This window comes from Bacillus sp. TH22, from assembly GCF_016651015.1.
Classification (GTDB): Bacteria; Bacillota; Bacilli; order Bacillales; family Bacillaceae_G; genus Bacillus_A; species Bacillus_A mycoides.
In genome coordinates this window covers 3414442-3430769 of sequence record NZ_JAEKER010000001.1, presented here as the reverse complement: position 1 = coordinate 3430769, position 16328 = coordinate 3414442, and the positions used below count along the sequence as shown (strand labels likewise).

Here is a 16328-nt window from a genome sequence, read left to right as displayed (position 1 = left end):
GAATGCCCATAAAAAACCTAAAAAAACGAACAGATATTCGGTAAAGTTTTCGACAAGTTATATATAGAAAAAGGAAGGAATAAATACTTCCTTCCTTTACTAACTCTATTTTTTAAGTACATATAATAAGTCATATCCATTGCGCCCATTTTCATTCGTACAATCTATTAACCTATATGCCGTTTCTGATTCACGTTGCTCTTTAACAATCCTTTTACAACTATCTTTATGTAACCCTTTATGGTCACCAGCAAATTGATCTTGTCTATTATCTAACACATAAAGTATATCTTTCTCACTATGCTCTAACGTTTGAAAAATCGGGTCACCTTCATGTGTATACTGTACAATTCTTATTTTACCAACTTCCCCTTGTTCCACATTTCAAACGAACTTCTCGAATTTATCTAGATTAGAAATTTCTGCCCCCTTTGCAACGACATCATTCTTCTTATCAATTGCACTGCTAGGTTGTGAACATGCTACTAAACTAAAGAGAAATAGACATATAAAACCTGTTCTTTTCCTATCGTTATCCTCTCCTATACAAACTATTGGTATACTAGAAAAAGCTACTTTCCTCTATGAAAGTAGCTTCTTGTTTCCTTTCTCCTTCTTCGGAAAAATAACATATGAAAATGAAATCGCAGTATCCACTAAAAGAATAATAGCCCATACTTGGCTTACACGGCTTGCTGTTTTATTTAAAACGATTCCTGACTCTAACCAATTCCCCCACTGTTCTACTGGAATAAGCCCATACATGAAGAAAAAGAATATATGAACCGCAATAAACAAAATAAGATGTAAAATCCAATTTTTTATTTCCTGCTTCGCATGCGCCATCCCTGTCACTTCAAGTGGTTCTTCGATAATAGGCGCCGGTTCATTCCGCCACTTCGCAACTAATTTTTGTACATATATGTCTAATTTCTTCAAATCCTTTTTCCCATAAAAAACTGCATATAATAAAATGATTACCGTAATGATTTGAAAATTAGAGAACTTCCCTGTTTGATAATAGTCCAATACCCCTAAAGTTAAAATAAACACTTCATTTATGAGTAGCACAATCCCCATAATAAAGCTCGCCTTTTTCAAGCGAAATCCATACCTTAGTAAAAAGAATCCAATAGCTGATAGCCAAAATACAATCTCTGCACCAATTAAAAAATACCATCGATATTCTGCGAGTATACTCATTTATCCCTCTCCCTTTCATCATATATACGAAAAGCCTCATCCATATATACTAGAAGCTCTTCCTCAATTGGATACATACTCATTTTCTGTGAATCTTCTTTTGACTTTCTTACTTCCCACAGTTTATCTAAAAATGCTTCATCACCATTTGCCATCTCTAAACACTTCTGCATTAATTTCTTTGTTGCGCCTTGTACTTCATCACATGATGCTTCCTTACCGTCTTTCATAAAGTTACGTAGTTGCTTCAATAAATTTACCCATTCTAAAACATTCGGATCTTCTTCACTCATGTTCGGCAAATTATGAAGCAACTTTTGTTCTCCCTTAGAAAAAACTTCATTTTGAAACATCTCACGTATCCGCGGAGACTGTTTCGAAAGCTGAATGAGTTCAAACATAACTTTCCAATCCAGTTCTCCCTCCACATCTACTGAATAAACAACTGCCTGTAAAATACGTTCCATTCGATTAAATTTTTTCTGTTCTTCCTGTACAAATCTAAGTTGCTTTTCAAGCGATACTTTTAAATTGAGCTCATCCGTTATTAACATATTCGTAATCTCTTTTAATGAAAAACCCATTTCTTTTAAAAATAAAATTTGCTGCAAACGAACAACATCTCTCTCGCTATATAACCGATGTCCTCCATCAGTTTTCCCACTCGGCTTTAATAAATCAATTTGATCATAATAACGTAACGTCCTTACTGTAACCCCTGTTTCCCTCGTTAGTTCTTGAATTGAAATCAACTCCATCACCTCTTCTCCTTCATTATAAAAGATGACGTAACGTAACTTTCAAGTGGTTTGTAAAAAAAATACAAAAAGCTGTTTATACCTTTTGTATAAACAGCTTTTATGGAAATAACCCCTTTTGTATAGTACGACCACAAAATAAAATAATTGCTCCTACAACAACACTTGTTGCTGTTTTATGATAATGCGCTAAAATTAATAAATAGTATGATAAACCTACAGCACCAATCATAATACATACACTTGGCACTGGATTACGAGAGAAGTTTTGTATTCCCCAAAACAAAGCAAAAATAGCCGTAGCGACACATAATACCGGTAATCCCATCCCAGTTCCCCTTTTTCTATCTATTCCTTGTTGCTAACACACTCGTCGATGCCATGCTTATTAATAAACCAAAAATAGCAATATATAATAACTCATTTACATGTACTACTTGCCTATCTAAATACTTATTTACACAAAGATACATAATGAACAAAAAAACGCAGCTTGTAATACAAATCGTAAAATATGACTTCATATTGTTCACAAATCGCTCATCAATTGACGGTACTCTCTCTTCTTTCAAACGCTTCTGTTCTCTATATTCCGAAATGCCATATAAAATGACTAGTGCTACATTCGATATGAAGATCGTTCCCCACGAAATACTTAAAATCATTAAACTCACATTTAAAACAAGACCCGCTAAAAACAAACTTCCTATGAACCGTATAATATCTTGCTTACTCATACATGATCAGCCTCTTTTTGATTTCTATATTTCCATTTCGGCCAATAGTTCACAAAGAAATAAACAAACTGTCCTAATACAAATAAAACAAACGGCATGCCCGCATTTCCATAAACAATTAAATTATACAAACTCCATACCGCTAAACTCATTGTTAAAAACAACCCTAAATATTTAAACGCTTTATCTGACTGAAATCTCTCAAATTCATCTTGCATTTTCATTCCTCCTATCGTTATGCTCGTTTTCCCGCCATTACTCCTATGATGAGACTACCAGCAAATAAGAAACTACATACAATGAATATTTCTGGAACCGGTATAGTAATTCGCCCTACCGCTTTGCTTGCAACAATATAAACAATAAGCAAAAGAAATACGAATATAAATGAGACATTTACATACTTTTTTATATTTTCATTTACCCGCTCATCTATATCTGGAAGTTCTTCTTTTTTGTACTTCCGCTTTTTGTAATTCGTATACAATATCAGAAATACAATTGCTAAAATGGTACTAACTATAAGCGATAACATCGGCATGGATGGGTCCATAATACGAACTAAAACGTCCCCTCCTCATAATCCTAAGACAGTAGCGATATACAACTTTTTAGTGTCGTTCATTTTCTCTCCCCTTACTCCAGCGTAAATATTCCCTCTACCTTCATCCCAAAATATTTGGCGATTTTTAGGGATAGCTCTAGACTCGGATTATAATGATGGTTTTCAATCGCCACAATCGTCTGCCGCGTCACCTGCATCGCCTTTGCCATTTCCACTTGCGTTATATGATGTTGTTTTCTTAATTCCTTAATTTTATTTTTCACACCCATAGGCTCCACCTTCGAAAGTAAAGATATCTTTACTTTAATTATAAATATTTTCCAAATCCAAGTAAAGATATCTTTACAAAAAAAGGTGAAAAAAAGAGACATCTATAAGATGCCTCTTTTTTTGCTACATAAATCCTAAAGCATACACAAGAACGTACCCAAGAACAGATAAGCAAACCGAGCCAATCAACCCTGCCACAAATGCCCTACTTCCTAATTTGCGGAACGTTTTAAACTCTACATTTAAACCTAGCCCTGCCATTGCCATTGCAATAAGCATGTACGCAATTACTACAATATATCCGGCAACAACTTCTGGGATAATCCCAATCGAATGCACCGCACTCATTGCTAAAAATCCGAAGATGAACCAAGGAATCGGAAGGTCGCGCCACGATCTTTTTTCCTTGCTTTCCTCGCTCTTACCAAACCATAATCCAATTAAAATCGCTACTGGCACAAGCATCGCTACGCGCGTTAACTTCACAATAACCGCGATGTCTACAGCCGTGCTACCTCCTGGCGCTGCAGCCGCGATAACGTGAGCGATTTCGTGCAGCGTCGCCCCTGAGAACACCCCGTAACCGTAGGGTGAGAAGCCAAGCACTGGGTATAATAGCGTATAAATAAGTGTAAATATTGTACCTAAAATTGCAATAATTGCTGCCCCGACTGCTGTTTCTTCATCTTTCGCTTTCACTTGCGGTGCAATTGCCACGACCGCTGCAGCTCCACAAATTGCCGTCCCACATGCTGTTAAAATTCCAAGTTTCTGTTCTACTTTAAATACTTTCGTTAGTCCATATACAACGAAAATTGTAAATGTAATAACAACCGCTGCGATGACCAATACTTTCGGCCCCGCCTTCGCAATATCTACAAGATTTAACCTCATTCCGAGTAAGATGATCCCAAAGCGTAGCAACTTCTTACTCGCAAAGTTCGTTCCCGCTATCGCTTCTTGAGGAATCCCGATTGCCGCGCGCCAAACCATCCCGATTAGAATAGCGATTACTAATTGTCCCATAATATTTAAAAATGGAAGCTCTGCTAAATATTTCGCGGCGATTGCGATTAATAACGTAATCCCAATACCTTGCGAAAATCCAAAGCCCTTCTTCTTTTGTATAACAAGTGTTTGTTCCACTTTGTACCACCCCAATAATCGTATTGGAACATGCATGTTCTTTCTAGTTACATTATAAGAGAGTTTTAATAATAAGTTTAATATCAATATTGAATACCTATCATCAGAAATACTTATGATAAAATAAAAGCAAAAATAAAGGGGCCTAACAAATGAACGTCGACATTTTAAAGATCTTTGTTACTGTCATTGAACAAAAACATTTTTCGCGTGCTGCGGAACTATTAAACCTTTCACAACCTGGCGTTAGTATGCACATTCGCAACCTGGAAAATGAATTTGGGACTACACTTATTCAGCGCTCCCCAAAGCACGTCCAAGTTACGGAAGCTGGAAACATATTATACATACACGCAAAGCAGATGCTCTCACTTTATGAAGATGCAAAACAGGAAATTAATGCGCTCCATAACGTCGTAACAGGAACACTTCGCATCGGCGCTAGCTTTACAATTGGCGAATACTTACTTCCAAAAATACTTGCGCGCTTTGCCAATGAAAATGCACACGTCGAAGTTCATACATTTATCTCCAATACGGAAGAAGTTTTGCAAAGCCTCCGCTCTAATCAAATTGATATCGGCTTAGTGGAAGGCCAAGTCGTATACGCTGACGTAGATGTTGAAACTTTTATGCAAGATGAAATGAAACTCGTCGTCCCGCCAAACCACCCATTGCTCCATATCAAGGGGATTAACGAAAATGCATTGCAAGACCAAGTCTGGGTATTAAGGGAGAGCGGCTCTGGCACACGTGCCTATAGCGATCGATTTATACACCAACATCATTTAAAAATGAAACGCTTCTTTACATTTAGCAGTATTCAAAGCGTGAAGGAAGCCGTTGCAGCCGGTCTTGGCATCGCCATCCTTTCAGATTGGACTGTTCGAAAAGAACTATTAGCAAAAGAACTATTCCACATCCCTGTTCCGAACGAAGAGCTAATCCGTCCATTCTCCATCGTGCGCGGCAAATATTTTATCCCGTCTAAAGCTATTCAAGTCTTTTTAAAACACGTAGATTCTTTTGCGAAAAAACAGAGTTGACCTTCACATTAGTGTGAAGGTTTACAATACATGTAAAAGGAGTGAAACGCATTGCGAATTGGAGAGTTATCAAAAGAAACTGGGGTTAGCGAAAGGGCACTAAGACATTATGAAGAAAAGGGATTACTCCCTTCGAAACGCCTAGCAAATGGCTACCGTGATTTTGATGAAAGTGCAATCGAAAAAGTAGAGCTGATTCAAATGTACTTGCAAATCGGCTTAAATTTAGAAGAAACAGAACGAATGCTACGTTGCCTTGAAATCGAGCCACATCTTTACGAAAATCCGTGTAGTAGTATCCTTGCACTTTACGAAGACAAACTTGATGAGGTAACGAAGCAAATCACATTACTTTCCAACATTCAAACGAATTTACAAAAACACGTTTCACTCCTAAAACAAGCAAAAGAAAAGGGATGATTACATGTTTGTTATACATGGCAGTTCAAGACAAAACGGAAATACGGAAGCTTTAACACATATGGTGATTGATGGGATTGAAACAGAACAAATTTACTTGCGTGATCATATCGTCCACCCAATCATAGATCAGCGCCATGATGTAGAAGGATTTCAACCTGTAAATGATGACTACGAGCAGTTAACCAAACGCATGCTAGAGCACGACACGATTATCTTCGCTACACCGCTATACTGGTACGGAATGAGCGGCCACATGAAGAACTTCGTTGATCGCTGGTCACAAAGCTTGCGTAATAAATCTCTTCATTTCAAAGAAAAAATGAAAGGCAAAAAAATGTACGTTGTCATCGTTGGCGGAGACAGTCCAAAACTGAAAGCATTGCCGCTTATCGCCCAGTTTCAATATATCTTTGATTTTGTTGGTTCATCATTTGAAGGGTATATTATTGGGGATGCGAATGGACTAGATGAAATCAAGAACGATGCTGAGGCACTGGCAAAAGCACAATTGTATAATAATAAATTCAAAAATAGCACACAGAAATAAGTTTGACAAATCCATTTGTATGCGCATACAATAAAAATAATATTATGAAAGGAAGGTACTTTGACCAATGAAGTTCTAATTCTCTTATTTATTTCATCCATCACAAATAGTGAACAAAAATGATGAAAACTAGCAGAGGATTAGTCTGTCCATTTGTCGATACTTTCTTTCGATACGATCATGTAAAAAATCGTTTATTTATGTACGATTTTTACATTGAAGGGCGACATTTATCCTCTCTAGTGAAACTAGGGAGGTTTTTTTATGACTATTTTAATCGCACGTAATATCGAAAAGAGCTTTGGTGATCGCACCATATTTACGTTACCGTCACTAGAAATCCAAGCAAACGATCGTATAGGAATTGTCGGAGTCAACGGAGCTGGAAAATCTACGTTATTACAAATATTAAGTAAAGAAATAGAAGCTGACAAAGGCACAGTAACTCATCATAGTTCTATCGCCATCATTCCACAGCTTAGCGAGGGGATACCGGAAACCGCTTCTTCCCTCGCTAAGGGCAAATGGAATATTTCAAACGTCGCAAATTCAATGAGCGGGGGTGAACGAATGCGCCTAAAGATCGCCCATGCCCTCGAACAAGATGCAGGCATTCTATTTGCTGATGAGCCAACAAGTCACTTAGATATGTTCGGTACAGAGCAATTAGAAAAGGCACTTTTATCTTATAAAGGTGCACTTGTTTTAATATCGCATGATCGTGATCTTTTAGATGCCATATGTACAAAAATCATCGAAGTTGAAGACGGTACTATTCAAGAATATAAAGGTAATTATTCAAACTATCGAAAGCAAAAAGAACGTGAGCGAATACAAAAGCAGGCAGAATATAATCAATATATACAAGAAAAAAATCGGTTAGAACAGTCAATTTCACAAAGAAAGCAACGTGCTTCTAGCATGACAAAAATCCCAACACGGTTCAGTTCATCTGAATCTAAACTTTATAAGTGCAGCGGGGCTCATGGGCAAGAAAATGTTAGCAAAGTAGCGAAAGCACTAGAAACACGCCTTGAAAAGTTGGAACAGAAAGAAAAACCGAAGGACTTTTCTCAAGCTCAGTTTGACGTACAATACCACACACCAATTCATAGTAAAGCAGTTGTTCAGTTTAATAAAACAACGAAGAAAATAGGGGATCGCACATTATTTAAAAATATGAATGGAACAATTGTCCCTGGGGCAAAGCTTGCTATTCTAGGGGAAAACGGAAGCGGAAAAACAACTTTGTTCAAAATGCTTCTCGCGAACGAGCGTGGCATTCAGCTTTCGAAAAGTTGTAAAATTGGATACTTTGGACAAACATTATCTATTTTAAAAACAGATAAAACAATTTTAGAAAACGTTCTAGAAGAAACAAACTATACAGAATCGTTCGTTCGAACAATACTTGCACGGCTCCTATTCCGCCGTGAAGATGTTCATAAACCTGTGCACATCTTAAGTGGTGGAGAACGCATGAAGGTTGCACTCGCAAAAGTATTTTTAGGAAACTATAATATGCTTCTGCTCGACGAACCGACAAACTATTTAGACTTGGCAACGCAAGAAGAATTAGAAAGCATGTTACAGGAGTATCCTGGTACAATACTTTTCATTAGCCATGACCGTGCCTTTATTCGTTCTGTTGCAAACCATATTCTACAAATAGATGAGAGCGAACCAAGAATATTCCACGGCAATTACGAGCAATACACAAAAAGAACCACCCAAGCTTCTGTAAACGTTACTGAACAAGAATTATTGCGATTACAAACAAAATTAACAGAAATCATCAGCCGGATTTCTATCCCAAATCAGCATGATGACATCACATTTCTCGAACAAGAATACGAAAAATTATTAGTTCGAATTCGGCAGTGTAAAGAAGCGCTCTAATGTCTTCCCCATATATCGACGGGACCTTCCGCATTTCCCAAGAAATATCGAGGCTTCGACATAGAATATCACCCTACCTATCATTTTAGACACAATAACAACAAAAAGCCGTGCACCAGCACGGCTTTTCACTTTATCCCGCTATTTGTGGGCAGTAAGACTCCCACCTCAAAATTCGGCTTGAGCAAAGAAATTAGGTGGGCGTCGGGCTGCCCGTAAACGCCCGATTGGTGAGGGCTAATAATCAGTGGGGGATGAACCCCCCACTGATTAAAGTTTCACTTTATATACGGACAGCAGTCCCGCTCACCGCAACCATTAGCATTCCTTCGCGAACTACTTCGTAGTCCACATCGATACCAACAATGGCGTTCGCATTTTTTTGTCTTGCGAGAGTTTTCATCTCTTCCATTGCAATGTCGCGCGCTTCTTTTAATTTACTTTCGTAGGCGCCTGCGCGACCACCGACAACGTCACGGACAGAAGCGAAAAGGTCACGCACGATATTCGCACCCATGATTGCTTCGCCATTAACGATATCGATATAATCAATAATTTCTTTCCCTTGAATTGTAGAAGTTGTTGTTACAATCATGCTTTGTAGCCTCCCAAATAAGATTTCCACTTACTTATGGTGCACTAATTCAGCAGAAATTATATTTACGAACTAAACTGCGCCTCATACAATCGGCTGTAACCCTCGCCTCGTTTGATTAGTTCCTCATGTGAACCTTGTTCTGCAATACCGTCTTTATTTACAACGACGATGCGATCTGCATTTTTAATAGTTGCAAGCCTGTGAGCGATAACTAATGTTGTACGGCCAACAGATAGTTCTGCAAGTGATTTTTGGATAGCAAGTTCTGTCTCTGTATCTAGCGCAGAAGTTGCTTCATCTAAAATTAAAATTGGCGGGTTCTTCAAGAACATACGTGCAATCGCTAAGCGCTGCTTTTGTCCTCCTGAAAGTTTCACACCACGCTCACCGATAACTGTATCTAAACCGTCTGGTTGCGAGTAAATTAAGTCCTCTAGCTGAGCACGTTTTACCGCCTGCCAAATTTCAGTTTCTGAAGCTTTTAAGTTTCCGTAAGCGATATTTTCACGAATTGTTCCTGAGAATAAGAAAACATCTTGCTGTACAATTCCGATTTGCTTACGAAGTGACGATAACGTCATCTCTTTAGTGTCAATGCCATCAATTTGAATTGATCCAGATGAGTGTTCATAAAAACGAGGTAATAAACTACATAGTGTTGTTTTCCCTGCCCCTGATGGTCCAACGAAAGCAACTGTTTCACCTGCATGTATTTTCAAACTAATATCGTTTAAAATCGGCTCTTTATTTTCATATCCGAACGTGATGTTATTGTATTGAATATCGCCGTGTACATGTTTAACTTCTATTGCATCTTTAGAATCTACAATATCCGGCTCTGTTTCCAGAAGTTCTACATATCTTTTAAAACCAGCGATTCCTTTCGGATAACTTTCAATAACCGCATTAATTTTTTCAATTGGGCGGAAGAAAATATTCGTTAATAAAACGAATCCAATAAATCCACCGTACGTTAATTCACCTTGCAGAACAAACCATGTACCACATATTAATACAAAGAGTGTTACAAGACGCATCAGCATATAACTAATCGATGAATTTAACGCCATAATTTTATACGCCATTAATTTTGTTGTACGGAAACGAGCATTATTTACAGCAAATTGCTCTTGCTCAAACTTTTCATTTCCGAATGCTTGTACAACGCGGATACCACCTACATTGTTCTCGATACATGCATTGAAATCAGCAACGTCTGAGAATAAACGTCTAAACGTACCTGTCATTTTTTTATTGAAGTAAAGTGCCAACCATAATAAGAACGGGATTACGAAGAATGTTAGAAGTGCTAACTTCCAGTTAATCATCATCATAAATGAAAACGCTCCAACTAAAGTCATAATGGCAATGAATAAATCTTCTGGTCCATGGTGAGCAATTTCCCCAATTTCCATTAAATCGTTTGTAAGACGTGAAATTAAATGACCTGTTTTATTATTATCAAAAAATCTGAATGATAGCTTTTGAATGTGATCAAATAATTTCTGCCTCATATCTGTTTCAATGTTAACCCCAAGCATATGTCCCCAATATGTAACGACATATTGCAAACCTGCATTTAGCACATAAACTATGAACAAACCGAAACAAGCCCATAAAATAAGCGTCCAGTTTTGTCCTGGTAATAACTTATCAATAAATTGATTTACGATAAGCGGGAAACCAAGTTCGAGTAAGCCTGCGATAACTGCACAGGAAAAATCAAGTATAAATAAACCTTTGTACGGTTTATAGTAAGAAAAAAATTTACGTAGCATATTTTTCCTCCCTTTTCCAAATTAAAAGACTCCCTAAATGATAACCATTATCAAATAATTATTCAAGTTATCCGTCTATGAAACTAAAAAAACCTTCATCTGTGTTTGATGAAGGTTCCCATTTTATTTTACATCGCTTCCGAATCCCACTCATGCTCTTGCTGGACAAACACAACACCTAATTCATGATGTCCCCCAGCATATAACGCCGTTTGAGCAAGACGAAGCTCACCATTTGTATCTACTACTTCTAATTTACAAAACGCCCCTGTCGTCTTCGTTTGAAGCGCGTCATAAAACTCTTCGGTACTTCTTGGAATGACTCCATTTACTTTCGTAATAACTTCTCCAGGCTTTAAATGCATCTCTGCCCCAATTGTATTAGGAATTGTATCTAACACAACAAGTCCATCATTACGTGCGGCAAAGTATGCTGGTCTTTTCTCGTCTGCAATTTTCTCTTGCATCGAGATTGTAAAGCGTCCAAGCATTGCGACTCCCATCGCGATAATTGCGAGTACGTGCCACCAGTAACTTGCGATACCTAAAACGAGTACGAGCCCCGCTAATCCATAGACACGTCTTCCTGTAAATAATAAAGCTTCTGTCGGCTCATAACTTCTAACCTTTCTCATAAATCCAATTAAAAATGGAACGAGGAATAAAGAGTATGTAGTTGAACCGATTGAAACGACAGGCCACCAAGGGATAAATGCTGTCACCGCATCTCCTGGTATAAGAATAAATACTGGTACAAGCCATAAACGATTTGATTCATGTAGTCCAATTCGTAGCCCACGCTTACCTTTGTTAATTTTCGGCGTAGAATAGCGAACTGCATTTTTAGAGATTAATAACCCCTCTACAACGAGCATAACGCCTAGTAAAATAGCGAGGGATACAATCGTACCCTCTTCACCTTCTCCAAGCTGTAAGAAGGAAACTCGCATCTTAGACGATAACAATACGAGTGCAATAGCGATTCCGAAAGTATAAGCTACAGATAAATATCGATACATAGCAGTTAATCCAAATAATAACGTCCAAAGTAAAATTGCCCATAAACTCGCTTTTGAAACAACTAGCCCGAGTCCAATCGTAATAATAGATACGATTAATCCGTACCCAATACCTGCAAATAGAGTTGTTCGTAGTTCAAACCAAATATCATATACTTTAAAAGAAAAATCTTTTCGTTCTCGTAATATACGTAAGTATCCAACGAAGATACTACTAATTAAAAATACATAGACAGCAGGGTGTAAGAAAAAACGTCCAACTGCTCGTAGTATTTCAAAAAGCCATGCCTCCACGAATTCATTCACCACCATTTATATCATTTTTTCTTTTTATCTTATCATATTTAACACATAAAAAAATACAGGCATCAAAGTGCCTGTATTCTTTCTTATTTCGCTATTAATTTCAATGCCGTCTGTAATTGTAAATCATTTTCTCCAGAACGGATTTTTTCAATGATTTTAGTTTGAATCGCTTCAGCTGTCTTTTTATCAAGTTGTCCTGTTGCTTCCATCTCATTCGCATTTTGGAATGCTTTTAGTGCTGATTCTGTCTCTTTGCTAAAGTATCCATCTTCACGTCCTGGTACATATCCTAAGCTCTTAAGCATTTCTTGCGCGTGTTTTACTTGTACATCATTTGAATTGTATGAAAGTGTCTTTTCAATTTGAATTGGTGTCGCATGATAATAATCTGGTTGCTTCACTTCTACAGTTGGCGCGATTCCTTTTTTATGAATCCAATTGCCATCTGGTGTTAACCATTTAAACATTGTTAATTTAATGTTGCTGCCATCTTTAAATGGAACAGCCTGTTGAACAGTACCTTTACCAAACGTTTTTTCACCAATTAAATCGTATCCTTCTCCTTCTTTTAGCGCACCAGCTAAAATCTCTGAAGCAGAAGCACTTCCGTTATCAATTAATACTGAAATTGGATATGACTTTCTCTCTTTCAGTTCCGTAGAGAATTTCTTCTTCTCACCATTTCGCTGTTCTACTTGTAGCATTGGCTTTTTATCTGTCATGATGTCTCCTAGTATATCTTCTACACTATTTAAATAACCGCCAGGATTACCACGCACGTCAATAACTAAGCCCTTTATGTTTTTCTTCTCTAGCTCTTTTAACTGATCCTTAAATTCTTTCGCAGTATTTTCAGCGAAAGAAGTAATTTGCATATAACCGATATCTTTTCCGCTATCTTGCTTTACAGAACTAAATACAGTGAAAATCGGAATCTTTTCACGCTTAATTTTAAATTCTATCGGATCAGCCACTCCTGCGCGCTTAATTTCAATTGCAACAGTCGTTCCTTTTTTACCACGAATTTTTAATACTGCTTCTTCACGTGATAAATCTTTCACACTATTTCCATCTACAGATAAAATTTGGTCATTCGGTTTAATTCCTATTTTTTCTGCTGGTGAACCTTTAATTGGCGATACGATAATAAGCTTACCGTCCGTCTTGTTCACTTCAGCTCCAATCCCTTCAAGTTCAGGATCCAGTGACTGACTAAACTGTTTTGCCGTTTCTTTATCCATATACGTGGAATAAGGGTCCTTCAGCGTAGACAACATTCCCTGTATCGCACCTTCGACTAATTTGTCGTCTTTCACGTCTTCCACATAACGTGAATCAATTAGTGCATACGCCTCATTAATCTTTACCAAATTCCCTTGCGCTGTGCCAGCATTACCATTCGATACTGTTTGCGTTACATACGCTGGGTTTATCCCAAACCAGTACATACCACCAAACATCCCGCCAGCACCAATTAAAAATGCAACAACCATTCCAATAATTGCAACTCTACGTTTCAATGCGGAATTCCCCTTTCCAGAACACACAGGTGGTGTAGCAAAAGGCATCACACGATGTGTGATGCCTTTACCTATTTCTACTATATGATAAGCTTGTACGAATTATGTTTGCAACTTTTTATACTTTTAAGAAGCGACGAATTGACATTACACTTCCCCACATACCGATTAATGCACCGATTAACATTAATAAACCAGCTAATTGGAATACGAATGGGTTGTATGGTAGAAGCTCGAAAATTGTTCCGCCAAGTTTTTCATTAAACACACCTTGCAACGAATTATACATAACTAAAATTAGGCCAATTGGAATAATTGATCCTAATACTCCTAGGAATAATCCCTCTAACAAGAACGGCCAACGAATAAACCAGTTTGTTGCACCAACAAGTTTCATAATTTCAATCTCAGTACTACGAGCATAAATTGTAATTTTAATTGTGTTAGAGATTAAGAACATCGCTGTGAATAGAAGACCCGCAATTAACGCAATCCCGATGTTACGACCAGTTTTTACAGTATCAAATAATTTTTCAACTTGACCTTTACCGTATTGAACATTACTTACAAACTGCATTTTCTCAATCTTTTTCGCAATTGTTGCCGTATCTGTTGGTTCTTTCGCCTTTACAACAAATACGTTTTTCAGCGGGTTATCTTGCTCAAATAACTCGAACGTTTTTCCACTATCGCCTAAGCTTTTAATTAAACGTTTCAACTCTTCTTCTTTAGAAGAATATTTAATAGAATCTACTTTCGCAATTTTACTCATATCTTCTTCTAATTTCTTTTGATCAGCTTCTTTTGCTGCTGGATCAACATGCACACGAATTTCTACATCTTGCTCTACTTTCGTCGCAAAATGGTTCATATTCATAATCGCTGTCAAAAAGACACCTACAAGTAATAATGTAACTGTTACTGCACTTACAGAAGCAAATGTCATCCATCCGTTACGGGATAGATTTTTCACACCTTCTCGCAAATGTCGACTAAGGGTTTTAGCCTTCATATCCGTATCCTCCCTCAATCTCGTCTCGAACAATTCTTCCGCCTTCAATTGCAATTACACGATGACGAATTGTATTTACGATATCTGCGTTATGTGTCGCCATAACAATCGTTGTACCACGCTCATTAATACGTTTAAAAATCTTCATAATATCAAGAGCTGTTTCAATATCTAAGTTACCTGTTGGCTCATCGGCAATTACAACCTTTGGCTTATTTACAATCGCTCTTGCAATCGCCACACGTTGTTGCTCTCCGCCCGAAAGCTCATTTGGAAGTGCATCGGCACGCTCTTCAAGACCAACAAGACCTAACACTTCTGTAACGCGCTCACGAATCGCTTCCTTCTCTTCTTCAATTACTTCTAAAGCAAACGCAACATTCTCATATACCGTTAATTTAGGTAGCAATTTAAAATCTTGGAAAATCACGCCTAATTGACGACGGAAATATGGAACATCTCTTTCTGCTAACGTTTCAATTACAAGTCCATTTACATTAATTGATCCTGTAGATGGCTTCTCTTCACGATACATCATTTTAATAAATGTAGATTTTCCGGCTCCACTCGGTCCAACTACGTATACGAATTCACCTTGTTTAATGTTAACTGTGAGACCAGCAATGGCTTTCATACCATTTGGGTACTCCTTATAAACATTCGTCATTTTTATCATTATTTATCACCCAATACTTAATGATTTTTTTAGAAATACTTTTCTGTACATTTAAAAATAAAAGAAAAGTCTTTATTTTCATTCGACCATTCTTGTTGAAGGTAGCTTCCATACATGCTTTTTATTAGCAACGCTACTCTATGTAATATATTTCATCAAAATTCTACAAACCCCATTGTAACATCAATCGGTTTCCAATTCGGATACAATTTTGTTACAGTTATGTTACATCCTAATAAAAGGTAAACGAGCTCATGTAATTACTTAACTCGAAGCACTTTTCGGTCAAGTTATACAATCAGCTCGTTTATTAATTACGTTTCTTATTTATGCTCCGCTAACCATTCAGCTACTTTTTTCGCATCTTCACCTTGAATAATTCCTGGTGACATTGAACCCCGGCCTTTTTCAATAATCTTTTCAATCTCTGCTGCGTCATATTTCTGTCCTACTTTTCGTAAATCTGGTCCAGTTGCTCCTGATAAATCTTTAGCGTGACAACCTATACAACTTTTTTGGTAAATTTGCTCTGCGCTATCTGTGCTTGCAGATTGTTTTGATGGTTTACTCTCTTCTTTATTTCCACATGCTCCTAAAGCAAAAACGACTGATGTCCCCAGCGTAATAGCCAACAATTTCTTTTTCACTTCTATCGCTCCCCATTGTTGATATTCTTTTCATTCATAACTAGGCAATAGTTTTCATAACACATTCAATATTCATTATAAGCATTATCTTTATATAGAAAAACTAAGGTGTATTTCATATTTTTCACAAATATAGTGAGAAGCCTAATAAAATAAGCTTTCATAAATTGTTTCAATT

Annotated in this window: 19 protein-coding genes and 1 pseudogene; 4 read left to right on the top strand and 16 right to left on the bottom strand. The window is 37.3% G+C overall.

What is annotated here, in order from left to right; genetic code table 11:
• Positions 1-105: 105 nt before the first annotated feature.
• The 9 genes and pseudogenes from JFU18_RS30375 to JFU18_RS17265 all read right to left on the bottom strand — a co-directional run bounded on the left by JFU18_RS30375 (position 106) and on the right by JFU18_RS17265 (position 4679).
• A pseudogene (locus tag JFU18_RS30375) lies at positions 106-546 on the bottom strand (DUF4362 domain-containing protein).
• A 36-nt stretch (positions 547-582) separates the two neighbouring features.
• Positions 583-1203 (bottom strand): hypothetical protein, encoded by a 621-nt coding sequence (locus JFU18_RS17300; protein WP_060749262.1) that lies wholly within the window; start codon positions 1201-1203, stop codon positions 583-585.
• Entirely contained in the window at positions 1200-1961 is a 762-nt protein-coding gene (locus JFU18_RS17295) for a MerR family transcriptional regulator (RefSeq protein ID WP_002129901.1), read from the bottom strand. Before JFU18_RS17295 ends, JFU18_RS17300 begins: the two co-directional genes overlap by 4 nt.
• A 100-nt stretch (positions 1962-2061) precedes the next feature.
• On the bottom strand, positions 2062-2289 hold the full coding sequence (locus tag JFU18_RS17290; RefSeq protein ID WP_063219387.1) for a hypothetical protein: 228 nt from the start codon (positions 2287-2289) through the stop codon (positions 2062-2064).
• Positions 2290-2305: 16 nt separating this feature from the next.
• Complete coding sequence (locus JFU18_RS17285) at positions 2306-2698, bottom strand: ATPase (protein ID WP_201032108.1); 393 nt, start codon at positions 2696-2698, stop codon at positions 2306-2308.
• Positions 2695-2916: a hypothetical protein gene (locus tag JFU18_RS17280; RefSeq protein WP_002089582.1), complete on the bottom strand. Its 222-nt coding sequence runs from the start codon at positions 2914-2916 to the stop codon at positions 2695-2697. Before JFU18_RS17280 ends, JFU18_RS17285 begins: the two co-directional genes overlap by 4 nt.
• A 17-nt stretch (positions 2917-2933) precedes the next feature.
• Positions 2934-3251 carry a hypothetical protein gene (locus JFU18_RS17275; RefSeq protein ID WP_201034499.1) on the bottom strand — a complete coding sequence of 106 codons (318 nt, stop codon included), beginning with the start codon at positions 3249-3251 and terminating at the stop codon, positions 2934-2936.
• A gap of 83 nt (positions 3252-3334) precedes the next feature.
• A complete protein-coding gene (locus JFU18_RS17270; RefSeq protein ID WP_201034500.1) occupies positions 3335-3532 on the bottom strand; it encodes a helix-turn-helix transcriptional regulator in 198 nt (65 codons plus the stop codon).
• A gap of 124 nt (positions 3533-3656) precedes the next feature.
• The gene (locus tag JFU18_RS17265) at positions 3657-4679 is read right to left on the bottom strand and encodes a YeiH family protein (RefSeq protein ID WP_002166465.1); all 1023 of its coding nucleotides are present in this window, start codon (positions 4677-4679) and stop codon (positions 3657-3659) included.
• Positions 4680-4831: 152 nt separating this feature from the next.
• Here JFU18_RS17265 and JFU18_RS17260 point away from each other — a divergent pair, with 152 nt between their 5' ends.
• From JFU18_RS17260 to abc-f, 4 genes are all read left to right on the top strand, one after another.
• A complete protein-coding gene (locus tag JFU18_RS17260; RefSeq protein ID WP_201032111.1) occupies positions 4832-5725 on the top strand; it encodes a LysR family transcriptional regulator in 894 nt (297 codons plus the stop codon).
• A 51-nt stretch (positions 5726-5776) separates the two neighbouring features.
• Positions 5777-6145 (top strand): MerR family transcriptional regulator, encoded by a 369-nt coding sequence (locus JFU18_RS17255; RefSeq protein WP_002016114.1) that lies wholly within the window; start codon positions 5777-5779, stop codon positions 6143-6145.
• 4 nt (positions 6146-6149) lie between these two features.
• The gene (locus JFU18_RS17250; RefSeq protein WP_002016115.1) at positions 6150-6695 is read left to right on the top strand and encodes a flavodoxin family protein; all 546 of its coding nucleotides are present in this window, start codon (positions 6150-6152) and stop codon (positions 6693-6695) included.
• Between the two features lie 264 nt (positions 6696-6959).
• The gene (gene abc-f, locus JFU18_RS17245) at positions 6960-8594 is read left to right on the top strand and encodes a ribosomal protection-like ABC-F family protein (protein ID WP_201032112.1); all 1635 of its coding nucleotides are present in this window, start codon (positions 6960-6962) and stop codon (positions 8592-8594) included.
• Between the two features lie 283 nt (positions 8595-8877).
• Here abc-f and JFU18_RS17240 read toward each other — a convergent pair whose 3' ends face one another.
• The 7 genes from JFU18_RS17240 to cccB form a co-directional block, all read right to left on the bottom strand.
• Positions 8878-9189, bottom strand: coding sequence for a YbjQ family protein (locus JFU18_RS17240; protein ID WP_002112849.1), 312 nt, complete (start codon positions 9187-9189; stop codon positions 8878-8880).
• A 65-nt stretch (positions 9190-9254) separates the two neighbouring features.
• Positions 9255-10970, bottom strand: coding sequence for an ABC transporter ATP-binding protein (locus JFU18_RS17235; RefSeq protein ID WP_201032113.1), 1716 nt, complete (start codon positions 10968-10970; stop codon positions 9255-9257).
• Positions 10971-11098: 128 nt separating this feature from the next.
• Entirely contained in the window at positions 11099-12283 is a 1185-nt protein-coding gene (locus JFU18_RS17230) for a PDZ domain-containing protein (protein ID WP_201032114.1), read from the bottom strand.
• A gap of 95 nt (positions 12284-12378) precedes the next feature.
• Positions 12379-13815 (bottom strand): S41 family peptidase, encoded by a 1437-nt coding sequence (locus JFU18_RS17225; RefSeq protein ID WP_012261984.1) that lies wholly within the window; start codon positions 13813-13815, stop codon positions 12379-12381.
• A gap of 118 nt (positions 13816-13933) precedes the next feature.
• Positions 13934-14827: a permease-like cell division protein FtsX gene (gene ftsX / locus JFU18_RS17220; protein WP_002089596.1), complete on the bottom strand. Its 894-nt coding sequence runs from the start codon at positions 14825-14827 to the stop codon at positions 13934-13936.
• Positions 14817-15503, bottom strand: coding sequence for a cell division ATP-binding protein FtsE (gene ftsE / locus JFU18_RS17215; protein ID WP_002016128.1), 687 nt, complete (start codon positions 15501-15503; stop codon positions 14817-14819). Before ftsE ends, ftsX begins: the two co-directional genes overlap by 11 nt.
• Positions 15504-15826: 323 nt before the next feature.
• Positions 15827-16150: a cytochrome c551 gene (cccB, locus tag JFU18_RS17210; protein ID WP_002016129.1), complete on the bottom strand. Its 324-nt coding sequence runs from the start codon at positions 16148-16150 to the stop codon at positions 15827-15829.
• Positions 16151-16328 lie beyond the last annotated feature (178 nt).

Bases quoted from the DNA above. Each gene is read 5' to 3' on its own strand.
- JFU18_RS17300 (WP_060749262.1), bottom strand. From the start codon at position 1,203: ATGAGTATACTCGCAGAATATCGATGGTATTTTTTAATTGGTGCAGAG.
- JFU18_RS17295 (WP_002129901.1), bottom strand. From the start codon at position 1,961: ATGGAGTTGATTTCAATTCAAGAACTAACGAGGGAAACAGGGGTTACA.
- JFU18_RS17290 (WP_063219387.1), bottom strand. From the start codon at position 2,289: ATGGGATTACCGGTATTATGTGTCGCTACGGCTATTTTTGCTTTGTTT.
- JFU18_RS17285 (WP_201032108.1), bottom strand. From the start codon at position 2,698: ATGAGTAAGCAAGATATTATACGGTTCATAGGAAGTTTGTTTTTAGCG.
- JFU18_RS17280 (WP_002089582.1), bottom strand. From the start codon at position 2,916: ATGCAAGATGAATTTGAGAGATTTCAGTCAGATAAAGCGTTTAAATAT.
- JFU18_RS17275 (WP_201034499.1), bottom strand. From the start codon at position 3,251: ATGGACCCATCCATGCCGATGTTATCGCTTATAGTTAGTACCATTTTA.
- JFU18_RS17270 (WP_201034500.1), bottom strand. From the start codon at position 3,532: ATGGGTGTGAAAAATAAAATTAAGGAATTAAGAAAACAACATCATATA.
- JFU18_RS17260 (WP_201032111.1), top strand. From the start codon at position 4,832: ATGAACGTCGACATTTTAAAGATCTTTGTTACTGTCATTGAACAAAAA.
- JFU18_RS17250 (WP_002016115.1), top strand. From the start codon at position 6,150: ATGTTTGTTATACATGGCAGTTCAAGACAAAACGGAAATACGGAAGCT.
- abc-f (WP_201032112.1), top strand. From the start codon at position 6,960: ATGACTATTTTAATCGCACGTAATATCGAAAAGAGCTTTGGTGATCGC.
- JFU18_RS17240 (WP_002112849.1), bottom strand. From the start codon at position 9,189: ATGATTGTAACAACAACTTCTACAATTCAAGGGAAAGAAATTATTGAT.
- JFU18_RS17235 (WP_201032113.1), bottom strand. From the start codon at position 10,970: ATGCTACGTAAATTTTTTTCTTACTATAAACCGTACAAAGGTTTATTT.
- ftsX (WP_002089596.1), bottom strand. From the start codon at position 14,827: ATGAAGGCTAAAACCCTTAGTCGACATTTGCGAGAAGGTGTGAAAAAT.
- ftsE (WP_002016128.1), bottom strand. From the start codon at position 15,503: ATGATAAAAATGACGAATGTTTATAAGGAGTACCCAAATGGTATGAAA.